Origin of the sequence: Legionella clemsonensis, assembly GCF_002240035.1 — a bacterium.
In the GTDB taxonomy this organism is placed as follows: domain Bacteria; phylum Pseudomonadota; class Gammaproteobacteria; order Legionellales; family Legionellaceae; genus Tatlockia; species Tatlockia clemsonensis.
In genome coordinates, this window is record NZ_CP016397.1 from 356994 (window position 1) to 377200 (window position 20207).

Consider the following 20207-nt stretch of genomic DNA (forward strand, 5'->3'; position numbering starts at 1 on the left):
ATATTTCCTTTAAAAGGATTCACTAATTTACAAATTCATCAAGGTGGCGTAGAGTAAGGCTATTTTTGTTTAGTTTTTACACGATTATTAAGGTTATCTTAAGCTTGTCCACGTTACAATGACCTTTTGCCAGTAGTTTGGAACAGCAGAGAAGGAATGCAATGAGCAGTAAAAAACACGTGTTAACCGTTTTCAGTTTGACCATGATTACTGTTGGTTCAGTTGATAGTATTCGCAATTTGCCAGCAACCGCTTTATTTGGAAGTCAGCTGATTTCTTTTTTCATCCTGGGCGCCCTATTTTTTTTAATTCCTACTGCGTTAGTTTCCGCAGAACTGGCCTCTGGATGGGCGAAACAAGGCGGAATTTACATCTGGGTCAAGGAAGCTTTTGGCAAGAAAACTGGGTTCCTGGCAATATGGCTACAATGGATTGAAAACGTCATCTGGTATCCCACTATTTTATCATTTGTAGCCGGCACGATTGGTTATTTAATCAATCCGGCAATGGCTAGTAATCCTTATTTTCTGTGGTTGGTTATTGTCAGCTCATTTTGGGGGGCAACGCTGATAAATCTAAAAGGTATGCGTTCATCTGCCTTATTTAGCAACGTTTGCGCTCTTTCCGGCCTATTGTTACCCATGGCTCTTATTATTGGTTTGGGTGCACTGTGGATAGTGGGGGGTAACCCTTTGCAAGTACAATTTGATTCACATAGTATCAGTCCCCACTGGCAGGATAGATCGATGTGGGTTTCTCTAACTGCGATTATGATGTCTTTTTGCGGTATTGAAATTGCGACAGTACATGCCAACGATGTACAAAATCCACAACAAGCCTTTCCTCGTGCGTTAATTTATTCAGTGCTTATTATTCTTGGTACCTTAATTTTAGGGTCACTAGCTATTGCTGTGGTTTTACCTCAACATGAAATTAATCTCGTCGCAGGTATTATGCAAGCGTTTGATGCTTTTTTTGCAAGGTATCATTTAAGTTGGTTTATGCCTGTGGTAGCCGTGATGTTGGTTATGGGGGGATTAGGCGGTGTCAGCAACTGGATTATTGCTCCAACCAAAGGCTTGTTAGTAGCCGCAGAAGACGGAAATTTGCCTGCCTTGTTTCAAACAGCAAATCGTAATGGCGCTCCTATTGTTATGTTGGTTTTACAAGCTGTGATTGTGACTATTCTTTCTGCTTTATTCCTCTTTATGCCTTCCGTTAATGGCTCTTATTGGTTATTGACTGCGTTGGCAGCGCAGCTTTATATGCTGATGTACTTACTGATGTTTTTTGCTGCCTTTAAATTACGCATTAGCGCTCCTTCCCACCCTCGAGCCTTTCGTATCCCTGGAGGGATAGTTGGCATGGGCTTGGTAGGAGGCGTTGGTATAGTAGGTTGTTTAACCACCTTGGTAGTGAGCTTTATGCCTCCGGAGGGTATTAATGTAGGTTCCGTGAGCCGTTATGAACTAACTCTGGTAGCAGGACTAATATTTATGTGTCTACCGCCTTTTATCAGTACCTGGTTTCAAGCGCGTGCCAATACTGCAATAAAATCTGATGCCGCTGCTGTATAATTAATATGACTGTCGGGTTATCGCTTGAAGAACTAGAGGCTCGTTTGCCTGAGTTGGAATGGCAAATGAGGGACCTGGGGCATATGATTTCAACCAAAACTTTACCTAAAGGATTATTTCGTTTATCAGAAGAAGCCAGTCCTGCCGCTTTTATTAATGAAATAAAGCAGGATATTAATAGTCTGACCAACTATCAAAATGGGCATAGCGGTTGCTATCTGGCGCAAAGAATCCAGCAAAAAATTAATGTCCTGGTGGCATTATGCCGTTTGAAAGTCAATCCATTACCGCCACCAGACAACTATTATTTAAACATGATTACCACGCGTCAGCACTATGTAGAGGCGTTGGAAAAGGAAATTGCATCGTTATCAAAGCAACGGCAGGCGCTAAAGAGTCGTTTGGAGCAAATTAATGAGGCGAACCAACTTAATTTGCACGCCGAAGTGGGGGAGATTGAAAAGCGCCTTACTCTGGCACAAGAAGCAATCTTACGAGTGACGAAATGGTGACTATCGCTGCTCAAAACAAAACCTTTCATTCTTTTCCAGTAATTGCGCAAAGGCTTCTGGGGACATAGGATGCCTGTAAAAAAAGCCTTGACCTTCGTCGCAATGACAGCTTTTTAAAAACTGTAGCTGCTCAAAGGTTTCAATACCCTCAGCAAGAACCCGTAGTTTAAGGCTATGTCCCATCGCGATAATAGCTTCTATAATTGAGGCATCATTATGGTTTTTAGTGCACTCTTGTGTAAAAGATTGATCAATTTTCAGCTTACTGACGGGGAATGCCTTTAAATAATTTAAACTGGAATAACCAGTACCGAAATCATCAACGGTCAAGCTAACTCCCAGTTCTTTAAGTTGATTTAGTTTGTGCAAATTTTGTTTCTTATCATCCATAATAATACTTTCAGTTAATTCTATTTCAATGTATTGGGGATCAAGCTGAGATTGTTTTAATGTTTCTTTTACAAAGCCCACAAAGTTATCTCTAACAAGCTGTACCCCAGAGACATTAACAGCCAGACGTAATGGTTTAAGTCCTTGTTCTTGCCACGCTTTATTTTGTAGACAGGCATTGGTAAAAATCCACTCACCTAAGGGAATGATAAGTTTTGATGACTCTGCAATTGGAATAAAGTCCAGTGGTTGAATAATCCCTTTTGTTGGATGATTCCAACGCACCAAGGCTTCTACTCCAATAATTTCACCTGTTGTTAAATCAATGGTAGGTTGATATTCCAGAAAAAATTCCTTGGCTATTAATCCATTTCGCATATCTATTTGCATTTCAAGACTTCTTTGCGTGCTTTCATTCAGTTTTTCGTCAAAAAGTTTAAAATTATTTCTTTCTTTTTTTGCCAGATACATGGCCATGTCGGCATGTTTGAGCAGCGTTGCAGGGTCTTTGCCATGATTGGGAAAAAGACTGGCTCCTATACTTGCAGTGATTACAATTTCGTGATTAAGAAGTTGTAAAGGTTTAGTCAGTTTAGTGAGAAGCTTTTGTGAAAGTTGCGTCACATTATCATTTTCATTAAGAATAAATAAAATGACAAATTCATCCCCACCAAAACGGGAAACAGTGTCGCTTTGGCGCAGAAACAAGGTGAGTCTTCTTGCAATTTTTTGTAACAAAATATCACCAGAATTATGTCCCAGGTTGTCATTAATTAATTTAAAGTTATCAATATCAAGAAAGAATAGGGCCAACTGATTATTATAGCGTTTGGCATAAGCAATCGCTTGATGAATTCTATCGTAGAGTAAGGTGCGATTAGGTAAGCCAGTTAAAAGATCATGAGTGGCTTGATAAGCCAGTTGTTTTTCCATCTGTTTACGCATGGTCACATCGCGAAAGCTCCATACAAAGCCTACCGTAGTATGTCTTAGTTGATGAGGTTTCGAATGCCATTCAAATATATTTTCAGTATTTAACAGGAGTTCATAATCAGTTTCCTGTTCAGGATTAGCGCGTAATTCATCGATTCTTTTCAAAAAATCTTGCGGAAATTTAAGTTGACTTAAGAGTTCATCAATCACAATAAAAAGATCGGTTTTAGGGGTAAATTTTTCTGGTATTTTCCACATACTTATAAGATTTTGATTGTAATATTCAATTCGACCTTTCAAATCAATAACAAGTAACCCGTCTGTTGTTGATTCCAATGTTGATTTAGTAATGGCCAGTGATTTCTCCAGATCTCGCGTGCGTTTAGCAACACGACGCTCCAATAGTTGATTGAGGGTGTCCAGATCAATATTTTTATAATGTAAAGAAAGAAAATTGAGTAAAATTTTATTGGAATAATAACAACTAATAACCACAGCAGGCATATAAATTAACCCACAAAATCCCAGAAGAATGTAGATATCGCCTTGCCAAAATAACCAGATAGTAAAAGGAATAAAGGCTGGAAAAAGATAGAGAGCGTAAGTTGAAACAACGGGTGAAAAAAAGGAAATGGATCCTGCTGTGAGACCAAAAATAAGTATGACCACAAAGCTTTGATAAATAAGATTTTCTGTGGGCATTAAAATAGAGCTTGCAAAGCCCCAGCCACACCCCGAAAGAAAAGTAAAGGCTGAAAACCACTTTAACCAGGTTTTGGGGTTATATAATTTCTTTTGGAGTTTATAAGACATTGCTATGCCAAACCAAATAGCACTGATTACAAGCATATAGATAAACCAGCCAAGGAGTAATTGGTGATTAACGACAGGCCAAATAGCAATAGTAAGAAAGGTTGCAGCGCCACACTGGGCTGTAATACCAAAAGGATTTTGCTCGTAAAGTAAATGCACTCGATCAGCTAAAATTTTAGTAGATGGCAAAGTTTTCGAACTTTTCCTTCCTTGGAATAAGGCGGTTTTTTTACTGTTTATTAAGCTCATTAAATAACCAGCCTCCGACCATTGTATTCAAGCGGCTAGACTATAATTCTTATGTAGGTTAATTATAGCCATAATCCTGACGGTTGACTTAACGAACGATTTAGGTCTTTCTTTAAAATACTGCACCTTAAATTTGGGTTTCTGCAAATATTTGTAAATATCACGAACTGGGTGCAAATGACTAAAACCGGCAATTGACGTTAATAATAAGAGGCATGGATGTTTAAAAAAATTCTGGTGAGTAACCGTGGGGAAATTGCACTTCGTATTGTGCGAGCCTGTAAAGAGATGGGAGTTGAAGCGGTGACTATTCATAGTGTCGCAGACCGATATGCCTTACACGTTAAACGCGGCTCGCATTCGCACTGTCTCAGTAAGAAACCCTTAGAAGCTTATTTGAATGGCCATCGTATTATTGAATGTGCGAAGGCCGCCGGCTGCGAGGCCATTCATCCTGGTTATGGTTTTTTATCAGAAAACCCCGACTTTGCTGCTGCTTGTGAAAAGGCCGGGATTGTATTTATTGGTCCTTCAGCTTCCGTTATTGCTACCATGGGATCGAAAATTGCGGCAAGAAAAGCAATGCAACATGCAGGCATTCCTGTTATACCAGGCAGTAATGAGAATCTGGAAACAATTGACGAGGCGGTCAATTGTGCGGAAAAACTGGGTTATCCGGTAATGCTTAAAGCCACATTTGGGGGAGGCGGGCGTGGTATTCGTCTTTGCCACGACGCGGAACAAATCAGGCATCAATACGTGCGTGTACAATCCGAAGCGAGCAAAGCCTTTGGTAATGCTCATGTTTTTATGGAAAAATTCATTGCAAATCCTCGTCATATCGAAGTGCAGATTCTTGCAGATAATCACGGTAGCGTGTTGCATTTATTCGAGCGGGACTGTTCCATACAGCGCCGTCATCAAAAACTTGTCGAGATTGCCCCATCCGTGCAACTCAATGATGAAACTCGAAACCGTTTGTATGATTATGCTATCAAGGCTGCAGTCGCTGTGGGTTATACCAATGCGGGCACGGTGGAATTTATTTTAGATGAGCAAAACCAAGCGTATTTTCTGGAAATGAATACCCGCCTGCAAGTTGAACATCCCGTTACTGAGCAGATTACAGGGATTGATCTGGTGCAAGAGCAAATTCGTATTGCCGCTGGGGAAAAATTAACACTGACCCAGGATAAAATTACCCGGCGAGGCTATGCGATTGAGTTTCGAATCAATGCGGAAGACCCACAAAATGATTTTCTGCCCAGTTTTGGACGTATTACACGCTATTATGCTCCCGGTGGACCAGGTGTTCGTACCGACAGTGCAATTTATACAGGCTATACCATTCCACCCGATTATGATTCCCTTTGCGCTAAACTGACGGTTTGGAGCCTTGACTGGCCTTCTGTATTACGCCGCGCCCGACGGGCTCTGGAAGAAATGAGGGTATTTGGGGTGAAAACAACTATTCCCTTTTATTTAGAGATGTTAAAATCCAAAGAATTCCAAGAAGGCATGCTCACCACCGGTTTAATAGAAGCACATCCCGAATGGTTACGCTATTCAAATAAATCTTTACCCCATCATAAAGCAGCAGTTATTGCCGCCGCCTTGGCACATTATCACAAACAGATCGAAACTTAGTTTGCACTGGACTAAGTTTTTATGTCGTCGTTGCGAACGAAGTGAAGCAATTCAGGACAAATTGTGTTAAAAGGTAGCACTAGATTGCTTCGCTTACGCTCGCAAAGACGCGCCTCCAATTTTTTGCCCGGCACAAAAATTCCTCGATAGATTCTGGTGCACTATTTAACAATTGCGAATGTTAATTCATTAGTTTGACTGAAAAAATTTCTTATCTTAATTGTATCTTAATATTTAGGCGCTATGATTATTTTATCTGCAGAAATAAAAGAAATTCATTGATGGCTTATTGTAAAAAATTTATCGCTGGAATCAGCGCTATTAACTTTTCTGAATCCTCCGCTCAACTCCTTAAACAAGCGCTTTTATCATTTGCCTACAAAGAGTTACAACAAGAACTTCAAGTAATTAAAGACAGATTGGCTCGCCTGCCTGAAAAAGTGGATGAGCAAATATTAGAAAATGAGCAGCTTCAAACCTATAGAAATGTACTAGGAAATAAGCAACTGCAAGCCTATAAAGAGAAACAGGCGGCTGCTGTGGCACGAATTGAGTTTCAACTTAGCCTATTGCAAGAGGAGGCTAAAAATCCTCCCTTTGATTTAAATGCGGAAGTTAACATTGATGACTCGTTTATTCAAAATTTTGCAGCAAATTTCCGTAATATCAGGCATTTGGCGGATACCTTGTCCGATGCCCCTGTGGCAATTAAGAGATTACAAACGCGTTTATACACAGAAATTCTCTTTAAGCTTGAACAAAAAGAGCAAGAAGTACAGTTGCAAACGCTATCTCTCGAAGATATTCGCGAGATGATAAGCCAGGCATTTAACCTCTATAAAGATGAATCAAAGAGCCATCTGCTGCGCACCCAGGCACAGAAACTTATTTTTATGGGTATCTTTGAAATTATTCGTAGTGGTTGCGAAAGGATAACCGTTGAAAAATCATTCTCTTCCTATACGCAATACAAAGAATTTCTTCTTTTGTTAGGCGCTAAGTTACCCAATGTCGAAGATTCTAATGTAATTGATAATTTAAGCGAGTATAAAGATTCGCATGGAAGCAATATTAGTGAACTACTTCTTGATGTTGAGCGTAAATTGGGTATCTTGCCGGAAGATAGCTGGAATAATGACGCTAAAATTGAGGCATTTAAAGTTAAAAAGGCCGTACTTCATAAGTTGCGCTTTGGCCAATCAGACAGAAGAGAGTATGTCGAAAGAGTACAAAGTAATCTAGCACGCGATTTATTCTGGGGTAGAAATATTCGTGATATTGAATTGTTTACCAAAAGCGGTGTTTCTGATGATGAGTTTTCCGCCTTAGTTCAACAGCATTCACTAAAACAAATATTTAACAAACCGCAGACATTGCCTGCTAACTTCTCTTTAGCAGAAAAAAAATTGGTTGCCGTTATTGATGAAATTAAAGTCAAAAGAAAACCGACGAGAGACTCAAAAGCACTTTTTCCGATAGGTGATCTAAGACTGGTAAAAGGGGAAGACCGTTTAAATATGCAAAAGGCGGTACATGCTGCATTTGAAAAATTTTTTACCCCTACTCTCACAGTTAAAAATGGTTTGATACAGGTTGATTTTTACCATTCTTCTTTAAGTAGTAATGAAGTGACTCAGTCTATTTTAGAAGCTAAAGGACTGGGAAGTAACTCCGAGCCTCTAGTAGATGATTTAAAAAAATTGCACCGCTTCAAACATGAAATACCTGCGATACAAGATTTAACCTTGAAGGGTAGAACCTTATCAGAAATAGAGCAGTCTTTAGATCAATACTTTGAGGTGGTCTTTGATAAGCAGTTTAACACAATAAAAGACGTGGCTCTGCGAGAGTCCTATAAAAAGGAATTAAGAGATTCGTATAAAAAACAATTAAAGAATCTAGAAGATACTTTTAATAGAGAAGAAGTTAAAAAAATAAGTGACTTATCTTTAGGTAATAGCGAAGAAATTTTATTACGGAAATTATTAGAGCTACGGTTTATAGCACCAATTCAAGGTGTGACCACCGGATCTGAAGTATCCGAAGCACTCAAAAAAATAGCAAGCAATCAATTTGTAGAAGCTGTTAAAATTAACAATCTGGAATCTGCCGTTGAACAGGCCTATCAAACGTTGGCTTCTTTGAGTGAAAACGATATACCTAATTATGCGCATCCGATTTTACAAAAAGCAAAAACACTTTTTACCGAAGAAAGAAAAGAAAAACTTAACACTTTAAATGAAATATTAACATCAAAAGATTGCACTACGGACAAAGAGCGTAAGCTCACCAAGCTCTTTTTGGAGGAGTATACTAACATTGCTCCTACCTTGGGGTTCACTGATTACGAGCGCCTGCAAAATGATATTTACGGCATGGCCAAAGAAACTATCAAATTGCTGGAACGCACTCAAAACGCTCAACCTGCTTTAAAACCAGAGGAGGAAACCGCTTATTTTGAAGCGATTCAACAAATAGCCAAAGAATTAGCATCGCTTAATCTTAAAATGCATGAGGTGCAGTTCAAGATTCCTTATGCTTTGCAGCCAAATCAAGAAATTATCATTATTGATAAGGACGGGGGTGAGCATAGAGTTAAAATTCAGTTAAATGTGGACAGTTTGCCTTACTCACTTATAAAACCACCTGGTGAAAGTGAATTTATTTTTTCTTTTGGTGGCAGTCGAGGTGCTATTGCACCTTTTGCTGGATTGGATAAGGCTTATGCTGGCGAAGGAAAAAAGAAACGTCGCCTTTTTACCCATTCCCGATTGTTAGGTGTGGGGCAATATGGTTCTGTAAAAGAAGTAGAGAGTTTGTTGTCTGGTTTAAACCAGGTCATTAAAAAAGGCTATGTGCCTGACACTGAGCCTACTTTTTCTGATGAAAGTCGTAATGATTTGCGAACCCGCCCAATTACGGCTCGCGATGATCCTTTTTATCGTGTTGAAAGTGATATTTTAAAAAATCTTTCAGCAGCAGCGAAAGCCAATAATACCTCTGTGGGAGAGACCCAATATTGGCTAGAGTCAGATAAACCAAGATCAAAAGGTGCTTTATTCACCAAAGATAGCACTCCTCAACAGTATCATATTTTAACAGGGCGTGCTAAAGGACAGACCTTTGCTGATAAAGCAAACGAAGCTTTAAACTATTACACCAAAGATAAACTTGCTTACCATGATCCGACTCAGCGTAAGGCAGCTGATCTGCAAGAGCTAGCAGATATGCTAGCTTTATCGCAAGCTTTAGTGCGTGAAGCACAGCAATTTGCAACTTTGGGCGCTAACAAGTCTGCTGATTTTGGATTTGCTCATAATGATATTAAACCCGAAAATTTTCTTTACAAACGCAACAGCGATGGCAGCTTCGAAGTTCGTTATATCGATTGGGCCACGGGTGGCTTTGAACAGAAATATGAAGGAAACAAAAAGAACTTAAACGATGTTTTTGCTGAGCTATTTGGCAGAGATCTTACTCCTCAATGTAAGGATGGGGTATGCACTGATAATAGTGGTCGCTTTGTAAAGAAAACAGATGACGCTGGTGTTGTCTATGGGATAAACCCTACTCTGCAAATTTTGCACGGTGCTCGCAGCGGAACGCTTCCTTATATTAGTCCTCTCGTTTTAGGCAGTGAGAGACAAAGACAAACTGCAGCGGCTGGTGTTTTTAATCCAGAATTAAATACGGTTCTTAAAACGAATGATCCTACACTCGACGATTGGGCATTAACTGCCATGACCTTTGGCATTTGTAATCGTCAAGCCTATTTTGCCTTGGTAAAAGGGCGGGTGGTGAATGATTATATTGTTCCTGGCATTTTGGAACCTGATGGACAAATCCCATTAGGACTAAAAATTATTGACGCCAAAAAATTTAATGAATTTTTTGCTTGTGGCAGTGAACTCGATAGCGATTCATTAAAGAATGGTACCGCTTATAATGATCCAAATGCGGTTATGTTTATTCCTTCGAATCAACGAGAGGGTGAGCCGCTACATCTTTACCGACGCCTTCAAGAGTTGAAACGAGCATTAACTCCTCTAGCTGCTGAAAAAACGAAGGATAGTCCTGAGCAACAAATCGTTGATGAAGTTAATGAAATTTTACAGAAAGTTCACAGAGCAGTTGCATCGGGTTATGGGCTTAGCAAAAAAGACCTGGCAAAAGAATTTAATGCAGCTCAACGCTGTTTAAAAAATTATGAAAAAATAAATGATAAAGACTATCAGGAAGCATTGCAGAAAAGAGAAACCTTACAAACTGTCTTGAATGAAATTTCTTCTGGAAAGCCTTCTAAAAATTTAGCCAATGAATTACTACAGCCTGTTCAAGAAAGTGGCCTTAGCCGTTTGTACATCTTAACTACCTACCCTGAATCAAAAGAGCAAAGGGATAATATTATAAAAGTTTTGCAGGAGGCTTTTGCGGATGAAGCTGAATTAAATGACAAGTTTATAAGCAGCGAAGCTCCCGCACGTCATTTATTTAAAGAAATGATCGCTCAGGGACAGACAGACATTTTAATGAGTTTAGTGAATAAAATAGCTGATAAAAAAAGTGCGGAAGAGACATTATCAGCGATTACAAGTCAATTGGAAAAAATAAATCGTGAGTCTTTAGAACTTGATGAAAAAATAAAACAAACCCGCAAGGAATTTGTGGAAGAGGAAGAACGTTTAACGCAGGCTTTAGAAACGGCGAAACAAGAAGGTGAGCGTGCTGTTTTTGAGGCTGAAGTTTTATTACAGGAAACGCGTAAACGCCATGCAATGGAGCTTGAACGATTACGCGAGTCTCAAAAAGTTTCGCAAGAAAAACATAAAGAGTTGATAGATATTCAATCTTTAGAATTTGATGAACAAATAAAGTCCATGCTTAAGAGATTTGAGGAGGAGGAGAAGCGTTTAACGCAGGCTTTAGAAACGGCGAAACAAGAAGGTGAGCGTGCTGTTTTTGAGGCTGAAGTTTTATTACAGGAAACGCGGGAACGCCATGCAATTGAGCTTGAACGGTTACGCAAATCTCAAAAGGTTAACCAAGAAAATCAGAAAGCGTTGCAAGATAAGTTTGATAAAGCGACAAAAATGCGCGATGACTTTGTTAGTCTGGTTCGGGAAGATGGATTGTTACACTATGCCGCTGAACAAGGGTTAACCGAGATATTTAACAGCTTGGTAGAAGCCCTAAAGCGTGCAGAAGTAGATAATGTTCTCGATTTGGCGCTAGCTGAATATGGACCAGGGAAAGAACAAATTCATAGTGCTCCCCATCTTAAGTGGTCAACTCACTGTTTTCACATTGCGATTCGCAATAACAATAAAAAACAATTAGAAACCCTTTTAAGTTTATTGCCTAAAGGTAATCGTTACGATGAAGTAATCGCAAAAGCTCTGCATTTTTGCGCGGTACTTGGAAATAAAACCTTATTTCAAGCCATTCTTGATAATCGCTTGGAGTTAGGAAGTCCTCTAACTACAGAACAAATAATGGCGATTGCTTTCCCGCCAGACAATTTATCACCCTATCATTTGTTCTTAAGTAATGAGGCGAACTTAACTGCCATTGATTGGTCCGCCCTAAAACAGCAACCTGAACTTGCCAAAGACTTTTTATTATCCGCACCAGGGAATCCTTTACTGATTGCTGCAGCGAAAACGAATTTCGCAGGTGTTTTCCAATTACTCGAACTGGGACAAGAGGTACAGTTCAACGAGTGGCAACAAGTTTTTTCTCAACTCGATTCGCAGGGAAAAAATATTCTCAATTACATGCTTGAGCTTGATCAAGTTGAATACCTGGATCGTTTCGTTCACTTTATTAAAGAAAATACTGAAAATAGTGCAGATATATTGGTTCGGCTGTTGAGTAATCCTCATCCAGTTAACCCCCTTAAAAATTTTCTATCTAAACAAACCAATCGCGATCAGCATTTCGTTATAGTGGAAACATTGCTCGATGCAATCTGCACTGATTTTTCGATAGCCACGCCAGAACAGCAGAAAGCGCGAATTGTTGCTCTTCTAATTAATAAAGAGTGGCTAATTGAGCAAGCAAAAGAGCCTAAAAACTCTTCCAAGCTTAAAGTACTTTTACAAAACAGGGCTTTATCCATACCGTTTAAACAAATTCTTTTTAAAGCTTTAAAAGAGGCGGCCCAAGAAACTGAAAGTGCTCGCGTATTTTATGAGGGTTTATATCAAGAGGTTTCAAAAACACCAATAGAATCCAACAAGGCCAGCAGGCTGGAAATTTCCGCTGTGTTTAACGAGGCCATTCGACAAACTACTGATTTCGACATGCTGTTTGAAGCGTTGGCTGAAAAACAGGAGCTTGCCAAAAAATTTGAGGAAGACGTTCGAGATTTGGCAGAGCAAGTTGAAGTATATAAGAAGCGAAGTGAGGAAGCAGAAAGGCAGCTTGACGATGAGCTTTCTTTGCAGCAGAGACTGAGAAAGCAATTAACGGAAACGGCAGAGCAGTTAAAAGAGGTCAGTGAGACTTCTGTGCGACTCCGCGAGACCATAAGAGAGCAGACGGAGGAGTTTAGCAGGAAGGAAGAGGAGCTGAGGCGTCAAGTAGAGGAAGGGAAGCAAGAAGCGACTGACATGCTACAAAAAGCACAAGAGGAGCACAAGGCTGCTGTTGAAGGGTTCACCCGTTCCTTGCATGAGGCTGAGGAAAAAGCCAAGGGCCTAGAATTGGATTTGATGAACAAAGGGTTAGCGCTTGAAGCCAAGGAAACGAGTTATCAGAAGCTTAAGGAAGAATTTGCGGCCTTAGAAAGCTTGAAGTCAAGTTTGGAGAAAACGTTATCTGAAACGAAAGAAATTAGCACAAGTGAGCGGGAAGCGCTGCAGAGGAAGCTGGATGAGGAAACGAAAAACCGTGAAGGGAAAGAAGCGGAACTAACACGCTTATTTGAAGAGCTTCATGAGTTAAAAGACATAAATATTAAGCTGCACTCCGAATATGAGGAGTTATCGACAGCGCATCAAGAACTTGCCAAAAAATTTGAGGAAGACGTTCGAGATTTGGCAGAGCAAGTTGAAGTATATAAGAAGCGAAGTGAGGAAGCAGAAAGGCAGCTTGACGATGAGCTTTCTTTGCAGCAGAGACTGAGAAAGCAATTAACGGAAACGGCAGAGCAGTTAAAAGAGGTCAGTGAGACTTCTGTGCGACTCCGCGAGACCATAAGAGAGCAGACGGAGGAGTTTAGCAGGAAGGAAGAGGAGCTGAGGCGTCAAGTAGAGGAAGGGAAGCAAGAAGCGACTGACAAGTTACAAAAAGCACAAGAGGAGCACAAGGCTGCTGTTGAAGGGTTCACCCGTTCCTTGCATGAGGCCGAGGAAAAAGCCAAGGGCCTAGAATTGGATTTGATGAACAAAGGGTTAGCGCTTGAAGCCAAGGAAACGAGTTATCAGAAGCTTAAGGAAGAATTTGCGGCCTTAGAAAGCTTGAAGTCAAGTTTGGAGAAAACGTTATCTGAAACGAAAGAAATTAGCACAAGTGAGCGGGAAGCGCTGCAGAGGAAGCTGGATGAGGAAACGAAAAACCGTGAAGGGAAAGAAGCGGAACTAACACGCTTATTTGAAGAGCTTCATGAGTTAAAAGACATAAATATTAAGCTGCACTCCGAATATGAGGAGTTATCGACAGCGCATCAAGAACTTGCCAAAAAATTTGAGGAAGACGTTCGAGATTTGGCAGAGCAAGTTGAAGTATATAAGAAGCGAAGTGAGGAAGCAGAAAGGCAGCTTGACGATGAGCTTTCTTTGCAGCAGAGACTGAGAAAGCAATTAACGGAAACGGCAGAGCAGTTAAAAGAGGTCAGTGAGACTTCTGTGCGACTCCGCGAGACCATAAGAGAGCAGACGGAGGAGTTTAGCAGGAAGGAAGAGGAGCTGAGGCGTCAAGTAGAGGAAGGGAAGCAAGAAGCGACTGACAAGTTACAAAAAGCACAAGAGGAGCACAAGGCTGCTGTTGAAGGGTTCACCCGTTCCTTGCATGAGGCCGAGGAAAAAGCCAAGGGCCTAGAATTGGATTTGATGAACAAAGGGTTAGCGCTTGAAGCCAAGGAAACGAGTTATCAGAAGCTTAAGGAAGAATTTGCGGCCTTAGAAAGCTTGAAGTCAAGTTTGGAGAAAACGTTATCTGAAACGAAAGAAATTAGCACAAGTGAGCGGGAAGCGCTGCAGAGGAAGCTGGATGAGGAAACGAAAAACCGTGAAGAGAAAGAAGCGGAACTAACACGTTTGTCTGAAGAGCTTCAGAAAAATCAGGAGGAAAAACATTCACTTCAACGTCAAATAGAGGAATTGAAATCTACTAATGGTGTTCTTGAGAAACAGGTGAAGGATTTAAGCACTATTGTAGATGAATACGAACACGAAAGGGATATTACAAAAAAACAATTAGAAGAAGAGCAACGCAAATCATTAGACGCTGAGAGAAAGCAAAAAGAGGCGGAAAAAATTGCTGAAGAGGCATTAAAAGAAGTAGCGGCAATGCGATTGGAATCCAAACGGCTTCAAGAGGAAATGGAGCAATTACGTCGAGAAACGAGAGAGCGTCAAAGTCAACTTGATGCACGTGAACACCAACTTGAAGAGCGCGCAAACCAACTTAACACGAGAGAGAGTTTACTTGACCAGCGTGAAAATGAACTTGAAGAACGCCGTCAAGAAGTAGCACTTGCAGAGGAAGCGGTTCATTATCGTGAAGCTGAGTTAGTAGATCTAAGAGCCATGGAGGATCCTCGTGAAGTAGCTCGAAGAAGAGCAATCACTGCTTTAAACGCACAACTTTCAAGCAGTATTGATGATGTGCTACTAACTACTATTAGTGAAGCCGAGAGTAATGAAGATTTGGCAAAGGCAGGCTTAAAATTAAAGTACCTACGCGCTTTATATGAGGATGATTTTGAGCTAATTGTTGATGCTGCTGAAAATCGATTGGCTGAATTACAGGAATTACGTTCTGAAACTAAAAATAAATTATTAGGTAATAACTATAAAACCCTTTTAGGTGAGAATAGGGAAAAATTAAGAAATATTTATACCAATCTTAATAAAATCGCCACACTTGATAGTGGAACCAGAAAGGAGTTGGACTATTTAGTTAAGGTTTCACCGCTCCATTGGTTCAGTCCGGCTTTTCAAGCATCACTTAAGAAAAACGCGCATGAGTTGGCGCCGTATTATGAGAAGTTAGCAGAAGGTTGTAATGTAATTGTTGACTATCTAAAACCGCTAAGTATTGAGCTGAAACATCAATTGCATAGCTTGCCTTCAACGGAGCAAATGCTGCGGCTCCCTGAAAATTCATCGCAAAGGAAAGATATTGAAGATCGTCGCGCTCTACTCTCTCGGTACTTGCAACGCATACAAAAAGAGCTGGATCTTTATGAGCCTTTATACAAACTGCTAAACGGTGATCCGGCTGCCTCTAATCCACTGCTAAGACAGGGTATTCGCAAAACGCTTCACAAGGCGCAAGATGAAAAATATGTTTTGAAATTTTTAGATTTCGCAACGGATTACCAGGATTTTGCGCAGCATGAAAAAGCTGCTCATTTCCAAAATGATTATGAAGCCGACTCAGAGGCTGAGGCAACTGTCTTATCAGGTAACATGAGTAGCTCACACTATAGGGTAATAGAAGCAGTAAAACAGGGCTATTTTCGTGAACATGTAGTTAATCCGGATGACCCCTTATGTGGTTATTTTATTGAAGAGCGTGCGAAAAGTTTGGATAGTCGGTTGGATAAATCCCTTAAAGGATATCGTCCTCAAATTACTATCACAATCAGCAAATTTCCCCAGGGCAACGATCATGATCCTGCCGTTATTGCTGCTCGGGTGAAATACTCATTGGCCGTGGCCACGCAGTTTTTGGCAGAATTTGTAGAACCCCCTAGTGAAGAAAACCCTTTGACGTTGCGAGGACCTAATCCTGAAGAATTGCGTTATTTATGGACGGCTCTGGTATTAGTTGGGAAGGAAGTTCCAGGCTTTCAATTTTCGCATAAAGCGGTAGAAGTGGCTTCAGCAGCATTTATGCCAAATAAAGAAAGGAAGGCTGCTGGCTTTTGGGGAAGGAGTACGCAATGGACGGTAAATTCTTGTTATAATACTTGTTTTAAAGGGCAACCCTCCCTGGATCTATGGTTAGCAGGTCTAAAAGAAGCCAGCAAGTATCGTTCTAATTTCAAAAAAGAAAGTGAGCAGATTAAGAAAATAGTAGGTGAAGTGACACATACATTCTTTGGTAATCGAAAAGCTCAGACAATAATCGCAGAGCTAAAGCAAGAAATTAACGCAGATCCTAAAGCGGGTGGATAAAAGCAAAATTGGTCGTTATGTAGATAGGGATCTAGATTCAGTTCATCTAAGAAAAATACCTACTCACGCCTACAACATCTTAATTTCACTCCTTCCCTTTTAACACCGATCTTCATTAACTTGACCAATTCTCTCAAAAGTTGGTTTCATTGCTCGCTTGCGTTTTGTATACCAAACCACTGACCGAACATCGCCTCGGCGCACACACCAGGCCTATCCCTTGTATATACTTTAACTAAAGTGATGAGCAAGGAGCCAACTATGATAGATCAGGTAAAATTAAATCAATTAAACCAGTTGTTAAACCTAGCTCTTAAACCTGAAAATGCCAAGGTGTTTTGGAAAGGCCTTAAAAAAACTTTGATTATAGGGGTATCTACCCAGCCAAAACATATTGAAGAGATGCAGAAAATTCTATTGCTTGCTTCCAAAGATAATGCCTATTTTACCAACGCGTCTTTTTACCTTCCGTTCTTAAAAGACATTGGTCAAATAGCAAAGAAGTGTACCAACGAAGACAACACTTCGCATAGTAGCGTTAGCAAAATACTGCAACAACTTAATGATCGTCGCCAACCATTTACCAATCGCTTTTATCAAATACTTTCGCCTTTGGCTGAACTGAGCAATAAAAGCGAAGCTGAACAAAATCAATTGCTTGATCAAATTTGCGATCAATTAATTGATTTGTATAGCGATAATCTCAATATCTCATCCTTGCCCAATACTCAAATCATTCAGCAAAGATCCGTTGAAAAAGAATTAAAAAAAGCATTAGGTATAAACGACAACAGCAAAAGTCTAATTTACCTCTACAGCAATGAACTGCCCGAACATGTCTTTTCCCATGGATTTCAAGCACCAGGAAAGAAACTAGCTTTAAAAGGACAAGGCAGCGCTTTGGATATCAATCCAGAAAATAATCAAAGTCGCTACCTAATTGTTCGACACCACCTGGATCTCACCAAAGCGAAACAATATAAATACGTTTATGCGTTAGATATTCCCCAAGCCACCCGCATACCCGCGGATGAATTTTATTTGGGTAAAATCCCTGACAGTAGCCTGATTGCTCAGGCAATCGAAGGACGCCAAGTGGTTGGTAGCTTTACTTTGGAAGAAAACCAGGCTCGTTTACAAGGTAAAAATATCCAAAAGAATCCTCATTACGCCTCAGGGATAACACTCAGCAATTATCCGATGTCAACAAAATATAGTAGCAAAACTCGACCCACTTTATTATTTCGCGGAGATAGCCGCCACTTTTCAGGAAATCCGGAAAAAAATACTGTCCGCCAATTTGAAGGGACTCATGCTGAGCTGGTAAAACGGAAGCCTTCTGAAAATTTATTTAAAGCCGGATTTACCGCGTTAGTAAATTTTAACGACGATGCTGAAAAATATGTTAATAGTCGTCAGCCTACGATCTTTATTTCCACTAGTGATGACATCACTTCTTGTCTTAAATTTCCGGAAGAAAGTACTGGTCAAGACACACGCTACGTTTACATCATTTATCCTCCAGATTCGGCAATTAACGCCCAAGAGTTGACGCAAAGTGAGCATGCTAAAACAGATCAAGAATACCTTGTGCCCAACCACATTCCTCCAAGTCATATTATCGGCATGTGTACAATCACCAATGGCAAACTCAAATGCTTCGATTTTAATGAAAACACCAAAGTCTGTGTAGATAAGTCGACCTTTGTCCAACAATTTATTGAGCCCGTGTTAACTAAAAAAGAAACGCTTAATGCCACTAAAAACCAAGAAAATATTCGAGGACATGGTAAAAATGAGGAGGATATCTCCGACACAGATATCGTCGGAATTAATCCCTCATCCTATACCGATCTTTAAGCAGGGAGGATTGCGTCTGGCAAGGTGTGAGGCAGAGCAATCTGAAAGGTATTACTTATCCTGGCAGGAAAAATGCTAGTGCTCCTTGCGAGACTTTTTTCTCATTAAATTGATAGTAAATAATTATCAATAAGCCGAATAGTGCCAATGGTCACAGCAACGTAACGTCGACCCTGATATTCCTCAAGGTATTCTACCTCAATATTTTTTTGCTTTAATTCCTCTGCAATGAGTTCACAAGATTTATGTTGATGGAAAATACTGGCAAAGGTTTCAGCTTCCAGTCGTTGCTGTGCAGTTAAGCGATTATTACGAGAGCTAAAGGCTAGACCACTTTTTTCCCGAATGGTGGGGCAAGCCTCAATCTCAATCTCCATGAAAAAGGCATCGACCATTTCTCGAATCAATAGATATTGTTGATAATCTTTTTCACCGAAGTATGCAAAATGTGGCTTCACTAAATTAAGCAGTTTCATAACAACAGTAAGAACGCCTGTAAAATGTCCCGGGCGATGCTTTCCTTCCATCAACTGACAGAGTTCAGTTTCCTGGATTTGAAAGCGATAGTTATCTTGATACATGGCTTTTTCTGTAGGAATCAGACAATGGTCAACCTGCAATTCTTTTAGGAGGCTAAAATCATTCTCTAGCGTTCGTGGGTAATGGGTAAAATCCTCAGTACGATTAAATTGAGTGGGATTCACAAAAATACTGGCAATGGTATAGTGATTCTCTTGTTTGCTTTTTTCAAATAAAGAAGCATGGCCGGCATGTAAATTTCCCATGGTTGGCACAAAGCCCAGGGATAAATGGGGAGATAGTGAACGGCGAAAGGCTAACCATTCCTTCATATCGTGAAAAATTTGCATGAATGCTCCTTAAGTCGCAGTAGCTTTTTCTCTTAAGTTGAAGAGAAAAAGCTGTAGCGGCTAATGATAAATTACAGTCTAAAATGCATGTTCGGCAGCAGGGAACTGCGATTGCTGTACTTGTTGGGCATAATCATTGAGCGCTGCTAATATGATGTCTTTGGTTTGGGCGTATTGCTTTAAGAATCGTGGTTTAAATTCAGTTTGTAACCCTAAAAGATCATGCCAAACCAAAACTTGGCCATCAGTACCCGCACCCGCACCAATACCAATTGTGGGAATAGTGAGTCGTTGCGTAATGGTAGTTGCCAATTGTTGTGGCACACATTCAATAACAACTGCAAAACAACCACAGGCCTCTAATTGAATTGCCTGCTCCATTAGTGCAAGAGCTTGTTCCTCATTTTTACCCTGAACCTTATAACCGCCAAGTTGATGAATGGATTGTGGTGTTAAACCAATATGACCTATTACAGGGACTCCGGCGTTAACCAAATAAGCAATGGTTTCACAAGTATCTGCATCTGCCCCTTCAATTTTTATTGCATGTGCACCTGCCTGCAATAACTGTCTAACATTTTTAATCGTTTCCGCTTTAGAGATACGATGTCCTAAAAAAGGTAAATCACTGATTAAAAATTGCTGTCCAAGTCCGCGAGCAACTGCTTTCGTGTGGAGAGTCATCATTTCCATAGTGGCCATAACCGTAGTGTCATAGCCATGTACAGCCATGGCAACAGAGTCACCTACGAGAATACAATCAATATGGGATTCAGCGACAATACGTGCGGAAGGATAATCATAGCAAGTAATCATGCTAATCTTGGATTGTTGCTGCTTTTTACGTTTAAAATCGTGAATTTTCATACGGGTTCTCCTAATTGTAAGAGGAAAACACGAGAAAATTGCAATACGGGTATGGGTACCTGTCGCATGGATCAAGTCCTCCTGAATTAAGTTAAGTAAAAAAGTCACCGCAAAAGTCGGTGCTGTGTTGATCTTAAAGGACGC

8 protein-coding genes are annotated in these 20207 nt (G+C 40.3%); 5 read left to right on the top strand and 3 right to left on the bottom strand.

What is annotated here, in order from left to right; all coding sequences use genetic code 11:
- The first annotated feature begins 161 nt into the window (after positions 1-161).
- Together clem_RS01545 and clem_RS01550 are read left to right on the top strand one after the other, a co-directional pair.
- On the top strand, positions 162-1577 hold the full coding sequence (locus tag clem_RS01545; RefSeq protein ID WP_094090002.1) for an APC family permease: 1416 nt from the start codon (positions 162-164) through the stop codon (positions 1575-1577).
- A gap of 5 nt (positions 1578-1582) precedes the next feature.
- A complete protein-coding gene (locus clem_RS01550; RefSeq protein ID WP_094090003.1) occupies positions 1583-2089 on the top strand; it encodes a hypothetical protein in 507 nt (168 codons plus the stop codon).
- Here clem_RS01550 and clem_RS01555 read toward each other — a convergent pair whose 3' ends face one another.
- On the bottom strand, positions 2090-4414 hold the full coding sequence (locus clem_RS01555; protein WP_232505522.1) for a putative bifunctional diguanylate cyclase/phosphodiesterase: 2325 nt from the start codon (positions 4412-4414) through the stop codon (positions 2090-2092).
- Between the two features lie 279 nt (positions 4415-4693).
- Here clem_RS01555 and clem_RS01560 point away from each other — a divergent pair, with 279 nt between their 5' ends.
- From clem_RS01560 to clem_RS01570, 3 genes are all read left to right on the top strand, one after another.
- Positions 4694-6121 carry an acetyl-CoA carboxylase biotin carboxylase subunit gene (locus tag clem_RS01560; RefSeq protein ID WP_094090004.1) on the top strand — a complete coding sequence of 476 codons (1428 nt, stop codon included), beginning with the start codon at positions 4694-4696 and terminating at the stop codon, positions 6119-6121.
- 281 nt (positions 6122-6402) lie between these two features.
- Positions 6403-16467, top strand: coding sequence for a hypothetical protein (locus clem_RS01565; RefSeq protein WP_094090005.1), 10065 nt, complete (start codon positions 6403-6405; stop codon positions 16465-16467).
- A gap of 261 nt (positions 16468-16728) precedes the next feature.
- On the top strand, positions 16729-18327 hold the full coding sequence (locus clem_RS01570) for a hypothetical protein (RefSeq protein ID WP_094090006.1): 1599 nt from the start codon (positions 16729-16731) through the stop codon (positions 18325-18327).
- A 104-nt stretch (positions 18328-18431) separates the two neighbouring features.
- Here clem_RS01570 and panC read toward each other — a convergent pair whose 3' ends face one another.
- Together panC and panB are read right to left on the bottom strand one after the other, a co-directional pair.
- On the bottom strand, positions 18432-19196 hold the full coding sequence (gene panC / locus clem_RS01575; RefSeq protein ID WP_094090007.1) for a pantoate--beta-alanine ligase: 765 nt from the start codon (positions 19194-19196) through the stop codon (positions 18432-18434).
- Positions 19197-19274: 78 nt separating this feature from the next.
- Positions 19275-20063 carry a 3-methyl-2-oxobutanoate hydroxymethyltransferase gene (gene panB, locus clem_RS01580; protein WP_094090008.1) on the bottom strand — a complete coding sequence of 263 codons (789 nt, stop codon included), beginning with the start codon at positions 20061-20063 and terminating at the stop codon, positions 19275-19277.
- Positions 20064-20207 lie beyond the last annotated feature (144 nt).